The sequence below is a fragment of the Paracoccus limosus genome (assembly GCF_009711185.1).
GTDB lineage: Bacteria > Pseudomonadota > Alphaproteobacteria > Rhodobacterales > Rhodobacteraceae > Paracoccus > Paracoccus limosus.
Genome location: NZ_WMIF01000024.1, coordinates 13711 through 37424, shown reverse-complemented (window position 1 = coordinate 37424; position 23714 = coordinate 13711). Strand labels below are relative to the sequence as shown.

Below are 23714 nucleotides of genomic sequence, written 5' to 3'. Positions count from 1 at the left end.
TTATGCCCGCTCGTCGCGGTAGTGATAGAGGTGATAGAGACCCCACTGACCGAGCCGCCGGAACGGCGTCTTCCAGCCCTCGTGGGGAAGTTCGGTGTTGAAGATCGGCAGGTCCGGGACAGCCTGTCCCGCGACAAGCTGCGCCAGCCGGCGACCCGCCATGGCCGAATACATGACGCCATTGCCGCCATATCCCAGCGAGTAGAACAGTCCCGGCGTATCCGGCAGCCCGGTGATGCGCGGCATCATGTCGTGGCTGACATCGACCCATCCCCACCAGCTGTAATCCAGGTCGATCCCGCGCAGGGCGGGGAATTTCCGGGCCATGCCTTCGCGCAAGCTGTTCAGGTGCGCCGGGTTGGCTGCATCGCGCCCGGTGATCGCCGCGCGCGATCCGATCTGCAGCCGGTTGTCGGGCAGCAGGCGGTAATAATGACGCAGCGTACGCGTATCCGTCAGCGGGGACATGGTGCGAATGCCCACGGACTCGAGCTCTGACGGAGTCAGGACACGCGTGACGATGCTGTTCGACATGATCGGCATCAGGCGGTCGCGAAGGCGGCCGTGCAGGCTCCGGGTGGCGTAGGCAGCCGTTGCGACCGCCACGCGGCGTGCACGGACCGTGCCGCCCGGCGTGCGCAGGTGATGGACGCCGTTCTTCAGCTCCCATCCCTGCACCGGAGTGTCGGGATGCACGGTGGCGCCCAGTTCGCGGGCCACGCGCAGATAGCCGAAGGCCAGCTTTGCGGCGTGGATGCTGACGCCGTCGGCCTCCCACATCGCACCATGGGCTTCCTGGTCGCGCACTGCGCTGGCGAACAGCTCTTCCCGCGACAGCATTCGGGCATCATAGCCGAAGGTGTCGCGCAGCAGCTTCGCCTCGGCCTCCAGCGTCGGAATGACGCCGGCCTTGTGGGCGATATAATAGTGGCCGCCATCCTGCGGATCACACTGGATGTCGTGGTCGCGCAGCAGCCCGCGGAACAGTGCGAACGCCTCGACCATCTCGTGGTGCATGCCGCGCGCGACATCCAAGCCCCAGCGGTCGATCCATTGGCTGCGCTTGAGCCGCCCGGCGCTGATCTGCGCCTGGCCGCCGTTCCGGGTGGAACAGCCATAGGCGACCCCATTGGCCTCGAGCACGGTGGCCTTGATACCATGTTCCTTCGCCAGGTGAATGGCCGTGGACAGCCCCGTATAGCCCGAGCCGATCACGGCCACATCCACGTCCATGTCGCGTGTGACCGGACCGTCGCCGTCGGGGGCCGGGCCGGCCGTGCCAATCCAATAGGTGGGGGCATAGTCGCTGCCCGGTCCCAGAGCGCGCGCCGTCATGGGGTCATACTGAGGGTCGAACGGCACCGACCCGCGTTTGTCGATAGGCTGCATAGCGGTCACTTGGCGGGAATGTTCGGGCGTTGCTTGCGGATCGCCTGCTTTTCCACGATCCGGCCGTCACGAAAGCGGAACAGGTCGGCGCCCTGCACTTCGGTCCGGGTGCCGTCGGGGTTCGTGGCGCGGAAGGTCCATTGGCTCACGCCGCGGGTCCCATCCTCGGACACGAAATGGCTGTGGTCGGCCCATTGCACGTCCGGCATCGTGCTCCATACGCCTTCAAACGCCTTGGCGATCGCCTCGCGGCCCTCGATCTTGTTGCCGTATTCGTTGTCACCGGCGACCGTGTAGAAGACGCAATCGTCACCGAAGTGGGTCATGACGCCGTCAATGTCGTGGCGGTTGAAGGCATCGAAGGTGTCTTGCAGGTCGGCGGCGGTAAGGGTTCGGGTCATAGGAAAAGCTCCTTGGTCAGTAGCCCAGCATGGCGGGAAGCCACAGGGCGATTTGGGGAAACAGGGCGATGACGAAGATCGCAGCGGTCGAGGCCACGGCGAAGGGCAGCGCGGTAACGCTGATCCGCTCGATGCTCTCGCCCGAGATGCCTGAAGCGATGAACAGGTTTTCGCCCAGAGGCGGGGTCTGGAAGCCCACCGACAGCGTGCAGATCATCACGATGCCGAAATGGATCGGGTCGATGCCGACCATGTAGGCGACCGGCAGCATCACCGGCACCAGGATCATGATCGCGGCCAGCGTTTCCATGAACATGCCGACGATCAGCAGCATGCCGATGATCAGCGCCCAGATGGCATAGACATTGGTGGTCAGGCTCAGGATGCCGCCCGCGATGATGCCGGGGACGTTGTTTTCCACCAGGATGCGCCCGAAGATCGTTGCGGCGAACAATACCAGAAGCACTCGTCCGGCAAGCCAGGTCGTCGCCTCAAGCGCCTTGAACACCTCGGCCATGTCCAGCTCGCGATAGATGACGACGCCGACGAACAGGGTATAGAAGATGGCGACGATGGCGGCCTCGGTCGGGGTGAACAGGCCGGTGTAGATGCCGCCCAGGATGACGATCGGAGCCAGCAGCGCCCAGAACCCCTGATAGCAGGCGCAGGCGAACTTGCGCAGCGACAGCGGCTCGGACGATCCGTGATAGCCGCGTCCCTTGCAGCGGACCCAGTTCATCAGCAGCAGACCGCCCGCCATCACGGCGCCCGGCAGGAAGCCCGCGATGAACATCTTGGAAATCGACACCGACTGGAACGGACCATGCGCGGCAATCGCCTCGGGGGCGGGCGCGATGCCCATGGCCGAAATGCCGAAGATGATCATCGGGATCGAGGGCGGGATGACGATGCCCAGACCCCCCGCCGCCGCCGTGACGGATGCGGCATAGTCGCGGCTGTATCCGTTGCGGATCATGCCGGGGATCATCAGCATCCCCACCGCCGCCGTGGTGGCGGGGCCGGAGCCGGAAATCGCGCCGAAGAACAGGCAGGCGACGATGGTGGCGGCCGACAGCCCGCCGGTAAAGGGACCGGCCAGGCTTTCGGCGACGGCGATCAGGCGCCGCGACAGGCCCGCGGCCTCCATCAGCGCACCGGCAAGGATGAAGGATGGCAGCGCCATCAGCGGGAACGACCCCACCGAGGACCAGGCCATCTGCACCATCTTGATCGGGTTGTCGCCCAGATACAGCATCGCGGCCAGGGCGGCGACGCCAAGCGCCACCACAATCGGCGCGCCCAGGACCATCAGCAGTGCGAAGGTGCCGAACAGGACTTCCACGACATAGTCGTTCATTTCGCGTGCTCCCGCTCATAGGCGCGCTGTTCATCCTCGGCCAGTTCAAGAGCCTGCTCGACCTCGACCTTGTCCGGGTCACGCGGGTCGATCCCCTTGACCAGCTTCAGGTAATTCACCTGCAGGATGCGGATCGTCATCAGCGCAAAGGCGATGGGCAGCGCCATGTAGACCCAGCGCATTTCCCAGCCCAGCGTCTGCGCCTTAACGAAGGGTTTCAGCCGGCTGATGAACTGGATCGCTTGCCAGATGAAGACGACATTGAAGGCGATCCAGAACAGGTCCCCAATGGCTTCCAGAATTCGCGCAGCTCGGCGCGGCATCATGTTCAGATGAAAGGTGACGCGGTTATGCGCCGCCATCCGCGCGGCATAGGAGGCGCCGAAATAGGCGAACCAGACGAACAGGATGACCGACAGCTCTTCGATCCAGGTGATCGAAAAGCCGAACATCTGTCGGGCGACGATCTGCACGAAGAGCAGCGTGACGAACACGGCCAGCAGCGCGCGGCAGATGTAGCTTTCCAGATTGTCGAGATGTTTCCAGAATGCAGACATGCGTGGACTCCGAACAGGGCGACGTCGGTGCTTATTGCACCGTGTCGCGGCCCAGCGAGGTCAGCACCCCATTCAGCACCTCGACGCCGCCGATCTGGTCATAGAATTTCGGCCAGACCTTGCTGGTCGCCAGGTCGATGAATTCCTTTTCGTCATCGGCCGGCTTGGTGATTTCCATGCCGCGCGCCACCAGCTCGTCGCGGATCTTGCTTTCCTGTTCGCGCAGGAAGACGCCGGATGCCTTGGTCGCGTCGCGGCCGGCGGCCAGAACCTGCTGCTGCTGTTCTTCGGACAGGCTTTCAAACAGCGATTCGCTGATGACCAGCGGCTCGATCGAGAAAATGTAGCGTAGATCGGTGATGTATTTCTGGACCTCGTAGAACTTCATCGCGTTCACGGTCATGTAGGGGTTGTCCTGACCGTCAACGACTTTCTGTTGCAGCGCCGCAAAGGTTTCGCCCCAGGCCATCGGGGTGGGGTTGATGCCCCAGGCCTTGTAGGTCTCGATCATGATCTCGTTCTTGGGTACGCGCACCACCAGGCCTTGCAGGTCGGCCACGGTCGAGACCGGCTTTTTCGAGTTGGTCAGCACGCGGAAGCCGGAATAGCCCCAGCCGATGATGCGCACGCCGGCATCCTCGACGGTCTGATCGACCATCTTCTGACCGACTTCGCCCTGCGTCACCTTCTCGGCGTCGTCCTGCGACAAGATGACATAGGGCAGGGTCAGCGTGCCGACGCTGGGCGAGAACGGCGTGATATTGTTGATCGCCAGGATCGAGAAATCCAGCGTGCCGGTGGCGGCTGCGGTAATGGTGTCTTGCTCGTCACCCAGCTGACCGTTCAGGAACAGCTTGCCAGTCATGGCGCCGCCGCTTTCCTTCTCCAGCGCGGCGACAAAGGCCTTGCCAAGCGCCTCTTGCGTCCCGCCGGCACCATCGCCCACAGCGATGCGGTATTCGGTAGCAAAGGCCGGAACGCTTAGCATCAGGCTGATCGCGGTGCCGGCCAGTAGGATGAATGTCTTCTTCATAGGCTTCCCCTCCCCTTGCGCGACCCACCTCCCGTGAGCCTTGCGACGCTGCGTAATATTGCCGCAGAGCGCGCCAAGTGATACGTCCAGTTGCAAGCAAATGTGAGTCCAGATGGCGGACACCCTTCCGGTTGAGACGATCTTTCTGCGTGACGACGCCCTGACCTTGCAGGGGCGGCTGGCGGCCGCCATCGTCCGGGCGGTTCTGGAAACGCGATCAAGGCCCGGCGTACGGCTGCCCTCCAGTCGCAAGCTGGCGCGGGCGCTCGGCATTTCGCGGATGACGGTGACGCTGGTTTACCAAAACCTCGTCAGCCAGGGCTACCTAGAGACCTTGCCGCGTTCAGGCATCGCCATTGCCGCGACGGTGCCCTTGCGCAGGGTTGAGGTGGCGGCCAGGGGCGTGTCGCGCGCGTTGGACTGGGCCGACTGGCTGTCAGACCAGACGCTGCCCAAACGGGTGATCCGTAAGCCGGAGAACTGGCGCGAGTTCCGTTACCCCTTTATCTTTGGCCAGGCCGATCCTCGGCTGTTCGACCATGGCGCATGGCGCGACTGCGCGCGCCGAGCGCTGGGAACGCGGGATTTCTCCGATCTGGCCGCCGACCGCTATGGCGCCGACGATCCGCTGCTGGTCGATTACATCTGTTCGCACACTCTGCCCCGGCGTGGCTTTCAGGCTAGCCCCGACGAGGTGCTGATCACGCTGGGAGCGCAGAACGCGCTGTTTCTGGCGACCGAGCTTCTCGCACGCATCGACCGGCTGGCCGTGGCCGAGGAGCCTGGCTATCCTGATTTTGCCGAGACCTTGCGCCGCGCCCGCAGCCCGACCACCTTTCTGCCGGTGGACGGTATGGGGCTGGATCCGGCGATGCTGCCCGAGGCCACGCAGCTCATCATTGTCACGCCCAGCCACCACATCCCGACAGGCGCCACCATGCCGCCGGCGCGCCGGCACGCCTTGTTGCAGCGCGCCGAACAGTTGAACGCGCTGATTATCGAAGATGATTATGATTTCGAGATGTCCTATCTGGCGCCCCCGGTCCCGGCGCTGAAATCGCTCGATAGCGCCGGCCGGGTGATCTATATCGGCAGCTTCTCCAAGTCGTTGTTTCCCGGGCTGCGCATCGGCTACATGGTCGGCCCTGCACCGCTGATCGCGCGGGCGCGGGCGCTGCGTTCGATCATGCTGCGCCACCCGCCGACGCATCTGCAACGCATCACCTCATATTTTCTGGCGCTGGGGCATTACGACGCCCATATCGTGCGGCTGCGGCAGGCGCTGAAACAGCGCCGCAAGGTGCTGGAACAGGCGCTGGCGCAGACCACGTTACAGACCCTGGGCGCAGCGGCGCAGGGCGGGTCCAGCATGTGGCTTGGCGCGCCCGGAACCGACAGCGCCGATCTGGCCGCGCGGTTGCACGCGGAAAGCGTGCTGATCGAGCCGGGAGCCGTGTTCTTTGAACAGCCGCCGGCGCCTTGCCCGGTGTTCCGCTTGGGCTACGGCTCGATTGCCGACGACCTGATCCCCGAAGGCGTGGCCCGCATCGATCGCATGGCGCGGGCCATGGCGCAGCAGGCGGCTAAGCCAGCCGCCTGACCGCCAACAGCCGCCCGGCCAACAGGGCCACGATCGCACTGGCAAGGCTCAGCAGCGCGCCCATCTTGGCCGCGTCCTGCACCGCACCGGCCGGGAATGCGACCGAGGCCACGAACAGCGCCACGGTAAAGCCGATGGCCGCGACACAGCCCACCACCGGCAGGTCGCGCAGCGCCATGCCGTCGGGCAGGCCCAGCCGCAGCACATTGGCGGCAAACCAGCCAAACAGCGTGATCCCCAGCGGCTTGCCGATCATCAGCCCCGCCAGCACCAGCAGCGTGGGCGTAGAAACCGCGCTGAACTCGACCCCGGCATTGACCACTCCGAAGGCGCAAAGCACCAGCTGTACCGGCAGTTTCAGCGCATGTTCGATTCTGTTCAGCAGGTCGGTGGCATGGCGTTCCTCTTCGGCAAAGATGCCGAAATCGCGCTCGGCATGGGGAATAGCCGGGATGATCGGCAACAGCCCCAGCGCCGGATGCAGCCCGGCGCGGTAGAACCCATACCAACTGAGACAGCCGGCGATCACATAGGGCCAGGCCCCTAGCACCCGCCGCGCCCAGGTCGAGTTCGGCCGGTCCTGCCGGCCCCTGTCCAGCCGGCGCGGCAGCCAGTTTGCCAGCAGCCAGACCGCGACCGCCGCCGCGACCGACAAGAGCAGCCAGGCCAGCGCCAGATCGCCCGATGGATAGAACACCGCAAGGATCGCCAGACCCGCCGCATCGTCGGCAATCGCCAGCAGCAGCAGGAAGCCGATGGCCGGATGCCGCGCACCAAACACCATGCGGCCGACCAGATAGGAAAATGCGATGTCGGTTGCCGTGGGAATCGCCCAGCCCCGGCCCATTTCGGCCAGCGACCCCAGCAGGATGGCCAGCGTCAGATAGACGGCGACCGGCCCCATCATTCCGCCCAGCGTGGCGATCAGCGGCGTCAACGCCTTCTTCCCGCGCAGCGAGCCGTCCGACAGGATCACAGCCTCCCAGACCTCTTTTGCGGCCATGGCAAAGAACAGCGCCATCAGCAGGTCGTTGATCAGAAAGTGCAGGGTCAAGACGCGGACAGCCTGCCCGTCGTGCATCTCGACCAGGCCGATCGGGGCATCGGACCAGATCGATAGGTGAACAAGCTGATGATAGCTGTCAGGCGCCAGATTGGCCCAGATCAAGGCCAGCACCGCGCCCCCTATAAGCAACAGCGAATTTTGCGCGACGAAGTTCCAAATGCGATTCAACTGTCATCCCTCCTGCCCTTGCATCAGTCGATAGCAAAGCGTTGGACCGAAATGGAAGCGAAAGGTCGACGCCCAATTCCATACAGGTCGGCTCGGCTGCCATGATCAGGGCGTAGCTTTGCCCAGTCCGGTTCAGCCAAGTCACGACGATGAGCGCAGTGCCGCCAAAAACTGCATAGTGCTGCCTCCTACGCTAACCGCCCAGCCCATTATCTGCGCACTCAGCGCCGCCAGATCCTCGGACAGAGCCCATATTAAGGAACGGCACGGAGAAGCCCTGCCGGTAGCAGATCCCTGTGCTGCCCCCCGGCCATCCACTTGGCGAAAAGCCGGTGCCGATGCTGCAGGATTTCCACCAGCAGCCGTTCATTGCCTTGGGAAACGAGATCAGCACGCGGTCGGACACGGACCGGTTCTTTGCCGATCATGGCATCAAGCCCCGCGTGGTCGCCGAGGCGCAACTGTCCTTTGCCATCTGTTCGATGGTGGCTGCCGGTGCCGGGGTGTCGATCATCGAGCCGGTGACCGCGCGGCAATGCGCGGGCCTTGGCATGGTCGCAATCCGGCCGATCACGCCCGAGCAGCCCTTTACATATGACATGCTGACGCCAGCGCTGCGGCCGGCGTCAAGGCTGGTCCAGGACCTCGCCGACCGCGTCCGGCGTAGGCTCGATGCGTTGAAGCAGACGGCCTGAGACGCGGCTCAGCGCGCCGCAGGGTTGCGCGCAACGACGATCATCTCGACCCGCATGCCGGGCCGCGCCAGTGGCACGCCGCCGGTCGCGCGGGCCGGGGGATTGGCCGGATCGACCCAGGCGTCCCAGACCGCATTCATGCCGGCAAAATCGGCCATGTCAGCCAGCCAGACCTGCACCGAGGCGATATCGGCCTTGCTGCCGCCCAGCTGGGCCAGCACGGCATCGACATTGGCCAGCACCTGCCGTGTCTGGGTGGTGATGTCGGCGCTCAGATCGTCAGGCACCTGCCCGGCCAGAAAGACGATGTCGCCGATGGTGACGGCTTCGCTCATGCGCGGGCCGGGGTTCAGGCGGGTCAGGGTCATGCGGTGTCCTTTGGTTTCAGTCATTGTCGCTGGCCGCGGCGCCGGCGCCACGGCGGGATTGCTCCGATGCGGGCACGGTGGTGCGCATCGCCAGCGCTTGCAGCCCGGCCAGCGCCTGCTCCGAGACCGATGCAATGCCGGTCGGGGCGGGCGCGGCGGCAGCATCGGCCGTGACCGAGATGGTCAGGTCGGCCTCGCACAGCGCGGCCAGCATGGCCAGATCATCCGGCGCGATGGCGCCCGAGGCGGTGATCCGTGCCTGGCCGCCGTTCCAGTCCAGCACCAGCGCCCTGCCCATGGCCGCCGCCATGCGGGCCAGCAGCGGCAGTGCCAGCACCGGGCGGCGCAGCGCGCGCAGGCTGACCGGGCCGGCGCAGATGCCGGCGGGCAGCGCCGCGTGATCGTCCAGCGCCGCGCCGACGGCGATCGGGCACAGCCCGTCCATGCCCGACCACTGGCGGTCAGAGATAGCAAAGCGGGACTCGAGCGGGTCGGTCAGATGCGCCAGCAGCAGCGCCGCGCCGTCCAGACCATGCAGGGCCAGCCAGCCGGCGGCAAAGCCCGCCTCCTCGGCCAGACCCCAGGGCATTCCGGCACCGCGTGCGGCCTTTAGACACAGCGCCTCGATCTCGTTGCGCGACAGGTTCGCCGCGGCGCTGGCGCCGGGCGCAAACTGCGGCGCCGAGACGGTCGGATCATGCGCTTCGGTCATTGCGCGGCCCTTTCCGCAAGCTCGTCGGGATAGGGCAGGTCCTGGAACAGGCTGATGCGCACCCATTTGTCGGACCGGGGATCGAACCGGCTGGCACCAAAGAACGCCAGCTTGCAGCGCATCAGGTCGATGGGCAGCATCGTCGCCCCGATCAGATTGTCGCGCACCTCGGCAAAGGGGTGGTCTTCGGCAAGCTGCACCCGGCGCAGCGCATGGCGGTGCTGCGGCTGGTCCATCAGGAAAGCGGCCACCGGGCTGTTGCCAGCCACAGCGTCCAGCGCGCGATGCAGGTCCTGCACCAGACGCGCGATGCACAGCGGCTGTTCCCGCTCGGCGCCCGGCTCGGCATGGCGTTCGCCAAGTCGCGGCTCCAGCTTTTCCTCGGAGACATACCAGAAGCGGGCGTCGTTGGCCGGATTGGCAAAGTCGATCTCCAGCGCCCATTGGAAACGGTCGCGGATGATGGCGCGCAGCCTGTCCACGCTCATGGCGCCGTCGATGCGGGCGGCCATAGTTTCCTCGGCCGACATGCTGGCACCCAGATCGTCGATCAGCGCGCCATGCGGCTCCAGCATCAGCGCCAGCAGCGCCTCTTGCCCCTCGAGCGTCAGCTTGGCCTCGCCCCAGCGCCAGAGCACGTCCCAGGGGTGCGGGCCGGGCTGCGGCCAATTGGCCAGATGCTCGGCGATGCGGTCCAGATCGGCGCGCAGATCGGCCAGTTTGCCGGTCTGGATCGGATGATCGGAATGCCACAATGCGGCATTGCGGCGGGCATCGGACAGGGCCTCGTGCAACCCGCGCACAGCCGCAGGATCGGCAGCACTCTGCGCGCGCACACGGGCCAGGGCGTCCTCGCGCGCCTGGATCCAGTTGTTCAGCAGCGCCGGGTGGCGCACCAGAAAAGGCGCCATGCCGAGGCCGGTGGAATTGCCGACGCCAAGGCTGCGGCGCGTGGCGCGGTCCAGCCGCACCGCGCGGGCGCCGCCCTGCGCGGCGGCCAGATGCTCGACCAGATCCACGGTGAACTGGCGCGTCAGCCAGACGCTGAGCATCTCGGCCTGAAACGGCGCCGACAGCTCGTCGCGCCCGGCTATCACCGCGCGGTCGGCGGCGCCGAACTTGCCGGCGCCATAGACCGCGGTGGTGCGCATCAGATAGCCGACGGCCGCCACCTCGGCCGGGTCGGGTTGCAGCCCCTGCGCCAACCGGTCGATCACATGCGCAAACAGCCGCACCGAGCGGTTGGCGCGGCTGAGCGACAGCTCGCGCGGGGAGATGCGCCCGGCCTCTTGCAGGGGCACATTGGCGGCAAGCCGGTCAAGATCGGCCGTGGACGGCTCGCCGTCGAACAGCGCGAAGGTCGCGTCCCAGGCGGTGGCGATGACCCGGTCCGAGCGCATCTCGTCGGGCAGGTCATGGCCAAAGGCCACGAGGCTGTAGGTCCGCACCGGGCCAATGGCGCGATAGACCGCGCGGCCGACGCCGCGTACGTCGATGTCCCAGACCGGGCGGTCAAAGCGCCAGCCCTCGGCCTGGACGCGGCGCAGCATCTGGCGCAGGAAGGACAGCCGCATCGGATGCGCGGCGCCCATGCGGGCCAGCGTCATCACCTGGCCTGGATCGCGGCGGAACGGGACCAGGTCGGGGGCGGTGTGCAGGATCGGACGGTTCATCTGTGCGCTCATCATTGACGGTCAGCTCGACTTGCGTTCGGTGGATTGCCGGCCCAGCATCAGGGTGATGCGTAGCGCGTCCCAGAGCGACGGCAGCAGGATGATCGACACCGGCACCGCCGTCACCACGATAAAGCTTTGCAGCTTGCCGATACCGCCCGAGCCGGTCGAGATCAGGATCAGCGCCATCACCCCCATGGCGATGCCCCAGAAGGCGCGTAGGGCCACCGAGGGTTCGCCATTCGACATCGAGGCCGCGATGACATAGCTCATCGAGTCGCTGGTCGTGGCGACAAAGATCATGGTCAGGATCAGGAACAGGATCGACAGGATGAACCCGGCCGGCATGACGCTGGTGATCGCCAGCAGCGCGGCGGGCAGGTTGAAGCCCTCGAACGGGCCGGCGATGGTGTCAGGCGCCGCCATCTCGAACGAGATCCCCGAGCCGCCGATGATGGTGAACCAGAAGTTGGTGATCAGCGGCGCGGCAATCGACAGCATGATGACGATCTGCCGGATCGAGCGGCCGCGGCTGACGCGGGCGATGAAGATCGCCATTAGCGGGCCATAGCCCATGAACCAGCCCCAGAAGAACACCGTCCACCAGCCCAGCCAGCCCGGATCGCCAAAGGCGCCCGCCTCGCCGCGATACATCGCCATCTGGAAGAAGTTCTGAAAATAGACACCCATGCCGCCGAAAAAGCTGGTGAGCATCGCCGAGGTCGGCCCGAAGACCAGCAGGAATACCAGCAGGCCAAGCGCCAGCACGACGTTGAAGCTGGACAGGATCTGGATGCCCCGGTCCAGCCCCGACACCGCCGAGACGGTATAGACCGCGACCAGCGCCATGATGACCACGGCCTGCGTCGTGAAACTGTCGGGGATGCCGGTCAGGGCGTTCAGGCCATAGGACATCTGCAGGCCCAAAAAGCCGATGGGTCCGACGGTGCCCGCGACCACGGCGATGATGCAGGTGGCATCGGCGATCAGCCCGATCGGGCCGTTGATCGCCCGGTCGCCGAACACCGGATAAAGCAGCGTGCGCGGCGCCAAGGGCAGGCCCTTGTCGTAGTGATAATGCATCAGCATGATACTGGTCAGAGAGCCGAGGATCGCCCAGGCCAGAAAGCCCCAGTGCAGGAAAGCCTGCGCCATGGCGATATTGGCGCGGGCCTGCATGTCGGCCGGCGCCGCGCCGAACAGCGGCGGCGTGGACAGGAAATGCGCGATGGGTTCTCCCGCCGCCCAGAACACCCCGCCGCCCGCAAGCAGCGTGCACATGATCATTGAGGCCCAGTTGAAGGTCTTGAACTCGGGCATGGACATGCCGCCCAGCCTGACCCGCCCGCCGGGAAGCACACAGAGCACCAGGCTGATGAGGAATGTCGCCAGCAGCAGGATCTGCCAGTAAAGCCCGAAATACCGCGCCGAGAACGCAAAGCCCGCGTCCACCAGCACCGACAATCCGTCGATGTCCACCAGCGCATAAAGGCAGAACAGCAGGATGAACCCTCCCGACAGGGCGAACAGGGGCTTGTTGACCCTGCTCAGGGTACCCTTCGCCCCGGTTATCGAAATATCGGCCATGTCGTTCCTCCCTGAACGTCGAAATGGGTGCGGCGCTAGCCGGCGACCCGCTGTGCCTGCGGCCCGGCCACATGCGCGGGGCCAAAGCTGATCCTGAAGAATTCCAGCCAGTTGCCGCCCATCACTCCGTCGATGGTGGCGGGGTCCAGCCCGGCAGCGGCCAGCCCGTCGCGCAGGCTGCCGAAATCGCGGTTGTCGCGGAACCACGACGGCATCGGCGGAAAGCCCGGCGCATCGGCGCTGCCTTCGCCGTAGTCCACCGTCTTGGTCCAGCGTCCGCTGCGCATCCATTCGACGATGCTGTCGGGCTGGTCCTGGCACAGGTCGGTGCCGATGCCGACCTGGCCCGGACCGACCAGATCAATCGCGCGCGCCACCATGTCGCACCAGTCCTGAAGCGTGCAAGCGCTGCCGCCCCGCAAGTGATGCGGATAGACCGACAGCCCCAGGAAACCGCCGGATTCGCCAAGCGCGCGCAGAAGCTGATCCGACTTGTTGCGCAGCGCCGGGTGCCAGCTATGCAGGTTGGCGTGGCTGATGGTGATCGGCCGCGTCGAATGTTCGATCGCCTCGAGCGTCGAGCGTTCGGCGGAATGGCTCATGTCCACCACCACACCGACGCGGTTCATCTCGGCCACCACGGCGCGGCCCATCCGGGTCAGGCCACTGTCGGTCGCCTCGTAACAGCCCGAGGCCAGCAGCGACTGGTTGTTGTAGGTCAGCTGCATGAAGCGCAGGCCCAGCGTGTGCAGCACCTCAACGAGGCCGATGTCGTCCTCGATGCAGGACGGGTTCTGCGAGCCGAAAAAGATCGCGGTGCGGCCGGTGTCGCGGGCACGCTGCACATCGGCGGCGGTGCGGCCCTGAAAGATCAGGTCGGGGTGCAGCTCGAACCAGCGGTTCCAGCGCTCGATCACCTGCACCGTCTCGCGGAAGGTCTCGTGATAGGTGATGGTGACATGCACCGCATCCACGCCGCCGGCGCGCATCTGGCGAAAGATCTTTTCCGACCAGTTGGCGTATTGCAGCCCGTCGATCAGCGGCGTCATTCCGGCGCCCCCGCTGCGACATAGGCGGTCTTGACCGAAGTGTAGAACTCGGCCGCATAGCGCCCCTGTTCGCGCGAGCCAAAGCTGGACGCGCCACGCCCGCCGAACGGAACGTGGTAGTCGGTGCCGGCGGTGGGCAGGTTCACCATGACGCAGCCCGCCCGCATATTGGCGCGAAAGTGGCTGGCGCGCGACAGGCTGCGGGTCATGATGCCGGCGGTCAGCCCGAATGGGCTGTCATTGGCGATCGCCAGCGCTTCTGCATAGCTGTCGGCCTTGATCAGGCAGCTGATCGGGGCGAACATTTCCTCGCGGTTTACGGTCATGTCATTGCGGGTTCCGGCCAGCACGGCGGGGGCCATGAAATAGCCCTGGGTCGGCCGGTCCAGCCGGTCGCCGCCGCAGAGCAGTTCGGCGCCCTCGGATCGGCCCTTTTCGACATACGCAAGGTTCTGGGCAAGCTGGCCTTCGCTGACCACCGGCCCGATCTGGGTGCCGTCCTCCAGCGCGTGGCCGACCTTGAACGCCTTGGCGGCCGCAACCAGACGTTCGGCAAACTGGTCATGGATGGCGGAATGCACGATCAGCCGGCTGGCGGCGGTGCATTTCTGCCCGGTGCCGCCAAAGGCCGCATTGGCGGCATGGGCGACGGCCAGATCCAGATCGCAATCCTCCATGATGAGCATGGGATTTTTCGACCCCATCTCCATCTGCACCTTGGTCATATTGGCCACGGCCGAGGCCGCGATGCCGCGCCCGACGCCGACCGAGCCGGTAAAGCTGATTGCATCGACCTTGGGGCTTTCGACCAGCCGCTGCCCGACCTCGCGACCCGAACCCAGCACCAGGTTGAACAGGCCCGGCGGAATGTCCTGCCGCGCGATGATTTCGGCCAGCGCCACGGCACTGGCGGGGGTCAGGTTGGCGGGCTTCCAGACCACGGCATTGCCAAAGGCCAGCGCCGGGGCGATTTTCCAGGCGGGCGTCGCCACCGGGAAATTCCACGGGCTGACAATCGCCACCACGCCCACCGGCTCGCGGCGCACATCGATCTCGACGCCGGGGCGCACGCTTTCGGCCAGATCGCCCTGATTGCGCAGACATTCCGCCGCGTAATAGGTAAAGAACTGGCCGGCGCGATAGGTCTCGCCTTTGCCCTCGGCCAGTGGCTTGCCCTCCTCGCGCGCGATGATGCGGCCGATTTCTCCGGCGCGGGCCATCAGTTCGGTGCCGATGGCCATCAGCACGTCATGGCGTTTCTGGATGCCGGCCGCCAACCAGACAGGCTGGGCCGCCCGCGCCGCCTCCAGCGCCTGATCCAGCTGCTCGGCGCTTGCTTGGTCGTAATGGCCGATCAGGTCCGACAGGTCCGACGGGTTGCGATTCTCGACCGTCGAGATGCCGGACTGCCAGCGGCCCGCGATATGAAGATGCTGATTCTGGGTCATGGCGGCTCTCCTTGCTTTGCAACTGCTGTAAAAGCGGCTATTGCTTCAGACAATCTTGAAGTTCTGAATAAAAATTCAGGTGAATTGAAATGAAGCTTGAAATGCTGCGGGTGTTCCAGACCACCGCCGAACAGGGATCGCTGGCGCGCGCCGCCGATGCCCTGGGCCGGACGCCCTCGGCGGTGTCGATGATGCTGCTGCAACTGGAACAGGAGGTCGGCGGCGCGCTGTTCGAGGCCGGGCGCAAGAACCGTCTGACACCGCTGGGTGTTCTGGTGCTCGAGGAAAGCCAGCGGGCCAACGATGCCTATGACCGCAGCGTGCGGGCGATCCGGCGCTATGCGACCTCGACCGGCGGGTCGGTTCGCATTGTTGCCGTGCCTTCGGCGACGATCAGCCTGTTGCCGAAGGTAATCCTGCGCTTCCGGCGCGAGCGACCCGACGTGCGGCTTGAAATCAACGATGTCGACAGCGCCACTGTCCGCCGGCGTCTTGAATATGACGAAGCCGACATCGGCATCGTCTCGGCCGCGCCGGAGAATGCCACCGAGGGCGCGCTGATCGAGCGCACGCCGTTGGGCATCGTTTGCCGGGCAGACGGCCCGATCGCCCGCGCCGCCAGGCAGGAACCTCCCAGTTGGTCGCTGCTGGACCTGGAGCCGACGATCATCAACCCGCTGTGTGGCATGGTCAAAAGCCCGGTCGTGGAGAGGCACCTGATCTCATCGGTGCTGGAATCGCGCAATACCACCGCGCTGCTGGCCTTTGTCCAGGCGGGGCTGGGTGCGACCATCCTGCCTGAAAGCGCCATGCGCGCCCACGAGGATGCCTTGGCGTTTTTCCAGCCTGCAGATCCCGAAGCATTTCGTCACTTGCTGAAAATCCGCCAGATAAGGAGGCCTGCAACCCCGGCGGTTGAGGCGTTTTGGCAGAGCCTGCCTACGCTGACGGAAACGCTCTGAACATAGAGGCCTCGACCAGATTACCGGGCTGACAACCCAACCAGCTTTGGCTCAGTCATGAACCTATAGCGAAAGCGCTGTTCGGTGAGACGAAGTAACGTGGTTTCCGAAACGGAACAAAGGCAGCGGCTACGAGGCCGAAAAATTTCGGCGTAACTATTCAATGATCGCCGCTCTTGCATTGCAGCCGTCTGCTTCAGCCTTTCCGCAGGTCCTTTGATGCAGATCAACGTCTTCATCAGATATCAGGTCAATATGCGATATCGATAGAAGCAAGCGAGTCGGAGGTCGTTATGACTGTTTTCCAACCCACGCGGCGGGCGTTCCTACAGGGTGGCGTTGCAGCGATTGGTGCGGTGGGCCTTTTCGGAACCAGAGCACTTGCCTCGATCGACCCAAACTCGTTCCCGGACCGAATTTTCCACGCCACCCATTACGGCCCGTTCAATGCCGTTGTGAAGGACGGCAAGCTCATCGGGGTGAACGCCATTCCCGAGTTGGACGGACAGCCCAACGAGATGCTTCTTTTCGGTGTGGCGGATCGTACCTATGACGCCTCACGCATCGAATATCCGATGGTCCGCAAATCCTATCTGGACAACTGGCAGACAGGTGACATCAAACCCCAATTGCGCGGCAAGGAACCTTATGTCCGCGTGGACTGGGACACCGCTTACAGCCTGATGGCCAAGGCACTACTGGACACCGCGTCCGAATACGGCAACCAGGCGATTTTCAGCTCCTCTTATGGCGGCTGGGCCAATGCCGGCAACTTCCGCCCTAACGTGATGCAGGGGCGGTTCCTCAACCTGATTGGGGGCTGCACGATCACTCAGGGCGACTGGTCGGCCGGCGCCTCGCAGATCTGCCTGCCGCGCGTGATCGGCGACATGGAGGTCTACTCCGCACAGACTGCTTGGGAGGTGATCCGAGACAATACCGAGGTCTTCGTACTGGTCGGCTGCGACCCGATCAAGAACAACCGTATCGAATACACCGTGGCCGACCACCAGATCTATGCACCCTGGGGCGAGATCCGCGACAACGGCTGCCGTTTCATCTCGATCAACCCGCAGCGTACGGCGTCGGACGACTATCTGGACGCCGAATGGATCAGCATCGTGCCCAATACCGATGTCGCCCTGTTCAGCGCCATGGCGTTCCACGTCTTGGAAAAGGGCCTGGAAGACAAAGAATATATGAACAAATATACGGTTGGGGCCGACAAGTGGATCGCCTATATCAAAGGCAATACCGACGGCGTGCCGAAGACGCCGGAATGGGCTGCCGCCATTACCGAGATCGACGCGAGCAAGATCCGCGAACTGGCCGAGCTGCTGGCCGTATCAAAAACCCAGATCGCCGGTGCCTGGTCGCTGCAACGCGCTCAGCATGGCGAAATGACCCATTGGGCCATCGTGAACTTTGCCGCGCTGACCGGCAAGATCGGCAAGCCTGGCCAAGGCGTAGGGTTTTCCTGGCATTACGGGGGCGGCGGGATGCCGCAATCGGGCAAGTCCACCCCCACCGGCTTGTCGCAGGGCCGCAACTGGGTCAAGAACATCTGCCCGGCCAGCCGCATCACCGAGATGCTGGAACACCCGGGCGAGAAATTTACCTACAACGGCAACGAAGGCACCTATCCAGACATCAAGATCGTCTTCAACGCCGGCAACAACTTCATGAGCCACCAGCAGGACACCAATCGGCTGATCCGTGCCCTTACTAAGGTCGAGCACGTCTTTAGCATCGACGTATGGTGGACCGCTGCGACCCGTTGGGCCGATATTGTGCTGCCGGCAGCCTCGACGCTGGAACGCGACGACATCAGCGTCGGCGGCACCTATTCCAACGACAAGATCTTTGCCATGAAGCAGGTGATCGAGCCGGTGGGAGAAAGCCGCTCGGACTATCACATCTTCGAAGGTCTGGCCGACAAGATGGGCATCTGGCAGCAGTTCACCGACGGGCTGGAGCTGATCGACCATATTCAGGCCGCCTATGAGAGGTCGGCCGCTGCCAAGGAAACGCCGTTCGACGAGTTCTGGACCAAGGGCTATGCACGCCAACCCGCCCCTGTCGAGGCCCGGCGCTGGACCCGCCACGGCGAGTTCTACAAAGATCCGGCCGCCAATCCTCTGCATACCGCATCCGGCAAGATTGAAATGTATTGCGAGGAAATCGCCGGCTTCAACCTGGACGACTGCCCCGGCTATCCGATCTGGATGGAAAAGCACGAGTATCTGGGCAATGCCGAGGAGGATCAGGTCCACGTCGTCAGTCCGCATCCGTGGTATCGGCTGCACAGCCAGATGGACCAGTCTGCCCGCCTGCGCGATCTCTACAAGATCCAGGGACGCGAGCCGGTGCGGATCAACCGTCAGGATGCCGAAAAGCGCGGAATCGCCGATGGTGATCTGGTCGAGATGTTCAACGACCGCGGCAGCATCATCGTGGGTGCGGTCCTGTCCGACGACATCCGGCCGGGCGTGGTATCGGTCTATGAAGGCTGCTGGCCTTCGCTGGACAGCAAGGGGCGATGCAACTCCGGCCTGGTGAACTTCCTGACCTCGACACAGAGGTCTTCGGGCTTGTCGCAGGCAACGACTGCAAACACCGTTCTGTGCCGGATGCGCAAGTGCGAGGACGCCGAAGGGCCGAACCGCGCCTATGAAAAGCCAGAGATCATCGAGGATTACGAGGTCGCTGCCATCGACGAGGAAGTTCTTGGTCTTGACCGTGTCGCAACGATCATGGAAGCGCTGCTCGCAGACGCGACCGAGGGTGAAAAAATCTTCTATGAGCGCTGCACGGTATGCCATGGACCCCGTGAAGTGTCCCACTTTACCCAGAACCAATGGAAGGGGATCACCCCATCCATGTTCCCTCGCGCTGGTCTGGACGAGAACGAGGCGGCGCTGGTAACGCAATTCCTGATGGAAAACGCTTCGGACGCGCCGAAGAAATGATTGCGAGCTGGCAGCATGACATGCCACCGGCCCACCGCGAAAGAAGCCGCGATCCTGTGGCACTAATCTTGCTTTCCGGTCGGGGAATCACATGAAAGGACAAGTCATGAAATATGCACTGCTTTCCGCCGCGCTGCTGTCGCTGGTATCGCTTCCGGCCTTTTCCGAGACCTATGAAGTCAAGATGTTGAACAAGGGCGAGGCCGGCGCGATGGTTTTTGAGCCCCACTTCATCGCGGCGAAAACCGGCGATACCGTCAAGTTCATCGCGGTCGACAAGGGGCACAATGCTGAAACCATCAAAGGCATGGTTCCCGAAGGGCAGGAGCCGTTCGAGGGCAAGCTGAACGAGGAGATCGACGTCCAACTGACCGCGCCCGGCATGATCGGCGTGAAATGCAAGCCGCATCTGGGCATGGGCATGGTGATGGTGATTCAGGTCGATGGCGCCGAGGCGCCCGCCGATTTCCTTGAAGCCAAGATGCCCGGAAAGGCCAAGAAGACCTTCGAGAAGATCCTGAGTGAAGTGCATTGAGCGATATTTCCAATCTTGGCACGGTCGGCAAAGCCGACCGGATGGCCTTGGCATCTCTCCAGGGCACAAAGGAGAGGAAACCTCCATGCAGTTTGCATATGTGAGCCTACCCGGGCGCGGTGCCAATGATCGATTTCTGGCAGTGATCGCCGCGCGCCTGCGGGCGCAAGGCTTGCGTCTTGCCGGCACGGTACAGACCAATATCGAGCGCAGCGACCGGGTGCGATGCGACATGGACGTGTTGGTCCTGCCCGACGGGCCGGTCCTGCGCATCAGCGAAGATCGCGGCAATCTGGCGCGCGGCTGCCGACTGGATGCCGATGCACTGGAACGGGCCGTTGTCGGAACCGCGGCGGCCCTGCCGCACGCCCAATTCATGATCGTCAACAAGTTTGGCAAGCAGGAGGCCGACGGCCGCGGACTCGCACCTCTTATCGCCGAGGCGCTGTCGCGAGGTATCCCGGTTCTGCTTGGCGTCAACGGCCTTAATCTTGCCAGCTTCGAGACGTTTTCCTCGGGCATGGCGGTTCAACTGCAACCCGAGGAAGCGGCAGTTATGAACTGGTGCAAGATCGCAATCGCAGAATGCGTATAAGGGGGAAACGGGGGGCGCTGCATCCCCCTTCCAGGGATGTGCGAACGCACTGACCGGCTTCCCAGGGGGACCGGTCAGTTCTGGTTACGCCAGGACCGAAACGCTTAGCTGGCCGCAAGCCACGCACTGAAGCGTTCCGACAATTCGGCCTCATGATCCGCCCAGAAATCATAGGACGATCCCAGCGCATTCTTCATATTGTCGGGATTCGTTGGCATGTTCGGGGCCATTTCCGTCTTGCCGTCCTGATAAAGCCCGACCAGCGGAGCAGAAGATTTGCGCGCCGGACCGTAGCTGATCCACTTTGCCTGATCGGCCAACCGCTGCGTGCTGGTCGCAAAGGAAATGAACTTCAGCGCGGCATCCTTGTGCGGTGCGCCTTTGGGAATGGCGAACAGGTTGTATTCATAAACTTGGCCATCCCAGACGATCTCGAACGGCCGGCCCTCGGAGACAGCGGCGTTGAAGATGCGTCCATTATAGGCGGTGGTCATCACCACCTCTCCGTCTGCCAGAAGCTGGGGTGCCTGGGCGCCCGACTCCCACCAGACCACGTCCCGCTTGATCGTATCCAGCTTGGCGAAGGCGCGGTCGAGCCCCTCTGGCGTGGCCAGCGCCTCATAGACCTGATCCGCCGGAACGCCGTCGCCCATCAACGCCATCTCCAATAACGCCTTGGGCGCCTTTTTCAGGCCGCGCTTGCCGGGAAACTTTTCCGCATCGAAGAAATCGGCGATGGTCTTGGGCGGGTTGTCGCCATAGCGGCTGCGGTCATAGGCGTAGATGGTCGAAAAGACGATCGAGCCCACCGCGCAATCGCTCAGCCCCTGCGGCAGGAAATCCTCGGTCGCGGGCGTGCCGTCGGGGGCGGAAGGCAGAATGGCCGGGTCGATCCGTTCCAGCAGCCCCTCATCGCACAGGCGAATGGCATCGGCATATTCGATATCCGCCACGTCGGTCGTGACATTGCCTGCCTCGACCTGCGCCTTGAGCGGAATGGCCGGATTGTCGCTGTCAAGCGACAGGACGCCAATGCCGGTCTCCGCGGTAAAGGGCTTTTGATAGGCTTCCACCTGGCTTTGGCTATAGGTGCCACCCCATGACATCACCGTGATCTGTTCGGCCATTGCGGCGGTTGCTGTCATGGCCAGCGCAGTGCCAAGGATGAGAGTTCTTTTCATGATGATTTCCCGTGTTGGATGTGATTATCATCCGCCCGACCAATGCCGGCGTGGCGAATTGTTCCTTTTTTCCGAGAAGAAAAGCCCGGGTTGGGCACGGTGTCAAAGGAGCTTTGCTCAAGATGAAATAAGAGAAACTAATGTGATCAGAAATCGAGACTATCGCCTTTGGGCAAGGGAGCATCGTGGTGCATCAAGCTGATGTCGGTTCTGCGCTTCTTTGCCTGCTTGAGAACTTGCAGATCGGTGACCGCCTGCCGCCCGAGCGCGCACTGGCGCAGCACATCGGCTGCAGCAGGCAGACTTTGCGCGCAGGACTTGCGCGCTTGCAGCGCCAAGGGCTGATCTGGCGCCATGTCGGACAGGGCACCTTTGTCGGTCCCCCACCCCGCGCACTGTCGCTGCATTCTGCCACGCTTCCAGCCGAGGTATCGGCAGGCGATCTGCTGCGGGCGCGCGTTGTTCTGGAACCTGCCATAGCTAGGGAGGCAGCAACACGCCGCGACGAGGCGGATATCAGGGAGCTGCACCTGCTGGTTGACGGGGGGCGCCGCGCACAGCGATTTGCCGAATGCGAGCAAGCCGACAGCGCCTTTCACAATGCGATCGCACGGATGACACGCAGTCCAGCCATCGCGGGCACGATGGCGTGGCTGTCATCGGCCCGTCGCCATGCCGCGTGGCAACGCGATTGGGAACGCAGCTATCGCGGATTGGCGCCAGCGACGTTTCAGACCAGCCACAGCGATCAGCATCAGCGGATCGTCGAGGTGATAGCCGCGGGGGATGGAGATGCCGCTTTTGACGCGATGCAACTGCATCTGGAAGACATTGCCGCGGCCTTCCTGCCTGCGCGGGCCTGCAATCGACCGGGCGTCATCAACCGATAACGCCGCCGGTTCCGCGAATGCAAAAAGCCGACCCCACGTGGCCGGCTCTCGCTTCTCAGAGATTGATCGTCGGACGCTTCGTCGCCGTCATTCCTCCAGCGGCTTGCCGGCGGTTTCGCGCGCGGCCAGCATGGCGACCAGGGCGACGGCCGCGGCTGCGACCAGATACCAGGCCGGGGCGGTCTTGCTGCCGGTGGCCGAGATCAGCCAGGTGGCGACGAAGGGCGCCGTGCCGCCGAACAGCGCATTGGCGGTATTGAAGCTGAAGGCAAAGCCGGAATAGCGCACCCGGGTCGGAAAGATCTCGGTCAGGAAGCAGGGCAGCGTGCCGTCGTTCACGGTCAGGAGCGCCCCGAAAATCACCTGGATCAGCACGATCATCGCGAAGCTGGCGCCCTCCAGCATGCCGAACAGCGGCACGGTCAGGACGATGAACAGCACCGAGGCCGCGATCAGCGCCGTCTTGCGCCCGAAACGATCCGACAGCAGGCCCATCAGGAAGATCAGGAAGATATAGGCAAAAAGCGCGATGCTGTTGGCCAGGAACGAGGCGCTTTCCTCCATGCCCATTTCGGTGATGAGATAGGTCGGCATGTAGCTGAGGATCAGATAGAAGCCGACGGCGTTCAGGCAGGTGACGGCAAAGGCGCGGATGATCTGCTTGCGATAGGTGGTGAACAGCTCCTTGATCGGCGTCGCTTCGACATGGTGCTTTGCTTCCAGCTCGCGGAACTTCGGCGTGTCCTCGAGCTTCAGCCGGATATAGAGCCCGACCAGGCCCAGCGGAAAGGCCAGCAGGAACGGCAGCCGCCAGCCCCAGCCATGCAGTTGCGCGGTCTCCAGCTGCGAAAACAGCAGCGCCGACATCAGCGATCCGGCCAGAAGACCGGCGGCCGTGCTGGCGGGCACCATGCTGGTATAAAAGCCGCGTTTCGCGGGCGGCGCATATTCGGCCAGGAAGGACGTCGCCCCGGCATATTCGCCCGAGGCGGAAAAGCCCTGCACCATGCGCACGATCAGCAGCAGCACCGGCGCCAGCATGCCGATCTGGTGATAGGACGGCAGCAGCGCGATGACGGTCGTGGCCCCGGACATGATCAGGATCGACCAGGACAGCGCGGTCTTGCGGCCGATGCGGTCGCCGATGCTGCCCCAGACGATGCCGCCGATGGGGCGGATCACGAAGGAGATCGCAAAGACCGCGAAGGTCGCCAGCAAGGCGGCCTGCGGCGCGATCTCGGGGAAGAAGACCGCGGCGATCACGGTGGCGAAATAGCCATAGGAGGCATAGTCGAACCATTCGACGAAATTGCCGATGAAACTGGCGGTCAGAACCTTGCGCAGGACGGCCGGGCTGGCCTGGGCGTCGGTTGCGCGGTCCGAACCCGCCGCGGCGGGGATGGTCATGGTGGTCATGGTCTCCTCCCATGGGAACCGATGATGGGGACGATCATCGTCAACGGCGCGATCCTCCCGGTC

General features: G+C 64.0%; 21 protein-coding genes. 7 read left to right on the top strand and 14 right to left on the bottom strand.

The genetic code is table 11. From position 1 onward, the window contains the following. Genes GL279_RS14960 through GL279_RS14940 form a run of 5 tightly spaced genes read right to left on the bottom strand, consistent with a single transcriptional unit; the run spans position 1 to position 4737 of the window. A complete protein-coding gene (locus GL279_RS14960; RefSeq protein ID WP_114350671.1) occupies positions 1-1389 on the bottom strand; it encodes an NAD(P)/FAD-dependent oxidoreductase in 1389 nt (462 codons plus the stop codon). Positions 1390-1394: 5 nt separating this feature from the next. Beyond that, positions 1395-1790, bottom strand: a complete 396-nt coding sequence (locus GL279_RS14955; RefSeq protein WP_028720393.1) for a nuclear transport factor 2 family protein — start codon at positions 1788-1790, stop codon at positions 1395-1397. Between the two features lie 16 nt (positions 1791-1806). After that, entirely contained in the window at positions 1807-3147 is a 1341-nt protein-coding gene (locus GL279_RS14950) for a TRAP transporter large permease (RefSeq protein ID WP_114350669.1), read from the bottom strand. Continuing rightward, positions 3144-3704 carry a TRAP transporter small permease gene (locus tag GL279_RS14945; protein WP_114350668.1) on the bottom strand — a complete coding sequence of 187 codons (561 nt, stop codon included), beginning with the start codon at positions 3702-3704 and terminating at the stop codon, positions 3144-3146. Before GL279_RS14945 ends, GL279_RS14950 begins: the two co-directional genes overlap by 4 nt. Before the next feature lie 31 nt (positions 3705-3735). Beyond that, the gene (locus GL279_RS14940; protein ID WP_155065442.1) at positions 3736-4737 is read right to left on the bottom strand and encodes a TRAP transporter substrate-binding protein; all 1002 of its coding nucleotides are present in this window, start codon (positions 4735-4737) and stop codon (positions 3736-3738) included. A 112-nt stretch (positions 4738-4849) separates the two neighbouring features. Here GL279_RS14940 and pdxR point away from each other — a divergent pair, with 112 nt between their 5' ends. Next, positions 4850-6337: a MocR-like pyridoxine biosynthesis transcription factor PdxR gene (pdxR, locus tag GL279_RS14935; RefSeq protein WP_155065441.1), complete on the top strand. Its 1488-nt coding sequence runs from the start codon at positions 4850-4852 to the stop codon at positions 6335-6337. Here pdxR and GL279_RS14930 read toward each other — a convergent pair. Beyond that, on the bottom strand, positions 6321-7571 hold the full coding sequence (locus GL279_RS14930; protein ID WP_155065440.1) for a Na+/H+ antiporter NhaA: 1251 nt from the start codon (positions 7569-7571) through the stop codon (positions 6321-6323). The two genes, pdxR and GL279_RS14930, sit on opposite strands and share 17 nt — an antisense overlap. Before the next feature lie 296 nt (positions 7572-7867). Here GL279_RS14930 and GL279_RS14925 point away from each other — a divergent pair, with 296 nt between their 5' ends. Beyond that, complete coding sequence (locus GL279_RS14925) at positions 7868-8266, top strand: LysR substrate-binding domain-containing protein (RefSeq protein ID WP_170293992.1); 399 nt, start codon at positions 7868-7870, stop codon at positions 8264-8266. 8 nt (positions 8267-8274) lie between these two features. Here the strand turns inward: GL279_RS14925 and GL279_RS14920 are convergent, their stop codons facing one another. From GL279_RS14920 to GL279_RS14895, 6 genes are read right to left on the bottom strand one after another with little or no spacing between them, the layout of a single operon-like run. Beyond that, entirely contained in the window at positions 8275-8634 is a 360-nt protein-coding gene (locus tag GL279_RS14920) for a RidA family protein (protein ID WP_114350664.1), read from the bottom strand. 16 nt (positions 8635-8650) lie between these two features. Beyond that, a complete protein-coding gene (locus tag GL279_RS14915; protein ID WP_170293991.1) occupies positions 8651-9346 on the bottom strand; it encodes a DUF3726 domain-containing protein in 696 nt (231 codons plus the stop codon). Next, positions 9343-11019, bottom strand: coding sequence for a hypothetical protein (locus GL279_RS14910; RefSeq protein WP_246175333.1), 1677 nt, complete (start codon positions 11017-11019; stop codon positions 9343-9345). The genes GL279_RS14915 and GL279_RS14910 overlap by 4 nt, the downstream gene beginning before the upstream one ends. Before the next feature lie 21 nt (positions 11020-11040). Further along, entirely contained in the window at positions 11041-12606 is a 1566-nt protein-coding gene (locus GL279_RS14905) for a BCCT family transporter (protein ID WP_155065435.1), read from the bottom strand. Between the two features lie 35 nt (positions 12607-12641). After that, complete coding sequence (locus tag GL279_RS14900; RefSeq protein ID WP_155065434.1) at positions 12642-13655, bottom strand: membrane dipeptidase; 1014 nt, start codon at positions 13653-13655, stop codon at positions 12642-12644. Continuing rightward, positions 13652-15103, bottom strand: a complete 1452-nt coding sequence (locus GL279_RS14895) for an aldehyde dehydrogenase family protein (protein ID WP_114350659.1) — start codon at positions 15101-15103, stop codon at positions 13652-13654. The genes GL279_RS14900 and GL279_RS14895 overlap by 4 nt, the downstream gene beginning before the upstream one ends. Before the next feature lie 101 nt (positions 15104-15204). Between GL279_RS14895 and GL279_RS14890 the strand changes: the two genes are divergently transcribed. The 4 genes from GL279_RS14890 (at position 15205) to GL279_RS14875 (ending at position 20164) form a co-directional block, all read left to right on the top strand. Then, a complete protein-coding gene (locus tag GL279_RS14890; RefSeq protein ID WP_170293990.1) occupies positions 15205-16065 on the top strand; it encodes a LysR family transcriptional regulator in 861 nt (286 codons plus the stop codon). A gap of 293 nt (positions 16066-16358) precedes the next feature. Beyond that, on the top strand, positions 16359-19034 hold the full coding sequence (locus GL279_RS14885) for a molybdopterin-dependent oxidoreductase (protein ID WP_155065433.1): 2676 nt from the start codon (positions 16359-16361) through the stop codon (positions 19032-19034). A gap of 106 nt (positions 19035-19140) precedes the next feature. Next, positions 19141-19569 (top strand): pseudoazurin, encoded by a 429-nt coding sequence (locus tag GL279_RS14880; RefSeq protein ID WP_114350879.1) that lies wholly within the window; start codon positions 19141-19143, stop codon positions 19567-19569. Between the two features lie 85 nt (positions 19570-19654). Beyond that, complete coding sequence (locus tag GL279_RS14875; protein WP_114350878.1) at positions 19655-20164, top strand: DUF2478 domain-containing protein; 510 nt, start codon at positions 19655-19657, stop codon at positions 20162-20164. Between the two features lie 104 nt (positions 20165-20268). On the opposite strand, the gene GL279_RS14870 is transcribed toward GL279_RS14875, so the two are convergent. Continuing rightward, positions 20269-21345: an ABC transporter substrate-binding protein gene (locus GL279_RS14870; RefSeq protein ID WP_155065432.1), complete on the bottom strand. Its 1077-nt coding sequence runs from the start codon at positions 21343-21345 to the stop codon at positions 20269-20271. A 185-nt stretch (positions 21346-21530) separates the two neighbouring features. On the opposite strand from GL279_RS14870, the gene GL279_RS14865 reads away from it, so the two are divergent. After that, positions 21531-22235 (top strand): FCD domain-containing protein, encoded by a 705-nt coding sequence (locus tag GL279_RS14865; RefSeq protein ID WP_155065431.1) that lies wholly within the window; start codon positions 21531-21533, stop codon positions 22233-22235. Positions 22236-22322: 87 nt separating this feature from the next. Here the strand turns inward: GL279_RS14865 and GL279_RS14860 are convergent, their stop codons facing one another. Further along, a complete protein-coding gene (locus GL279_RS14860; protein ID WP_155065430.1) occupies positions 22323-23651 on the bottom strand; it encodes an MFS transporter in 1329 nt (442 codons plus the stop codon). Between the last annotated feature and the right edge of the window lie 63 nt (positions 23652-23714).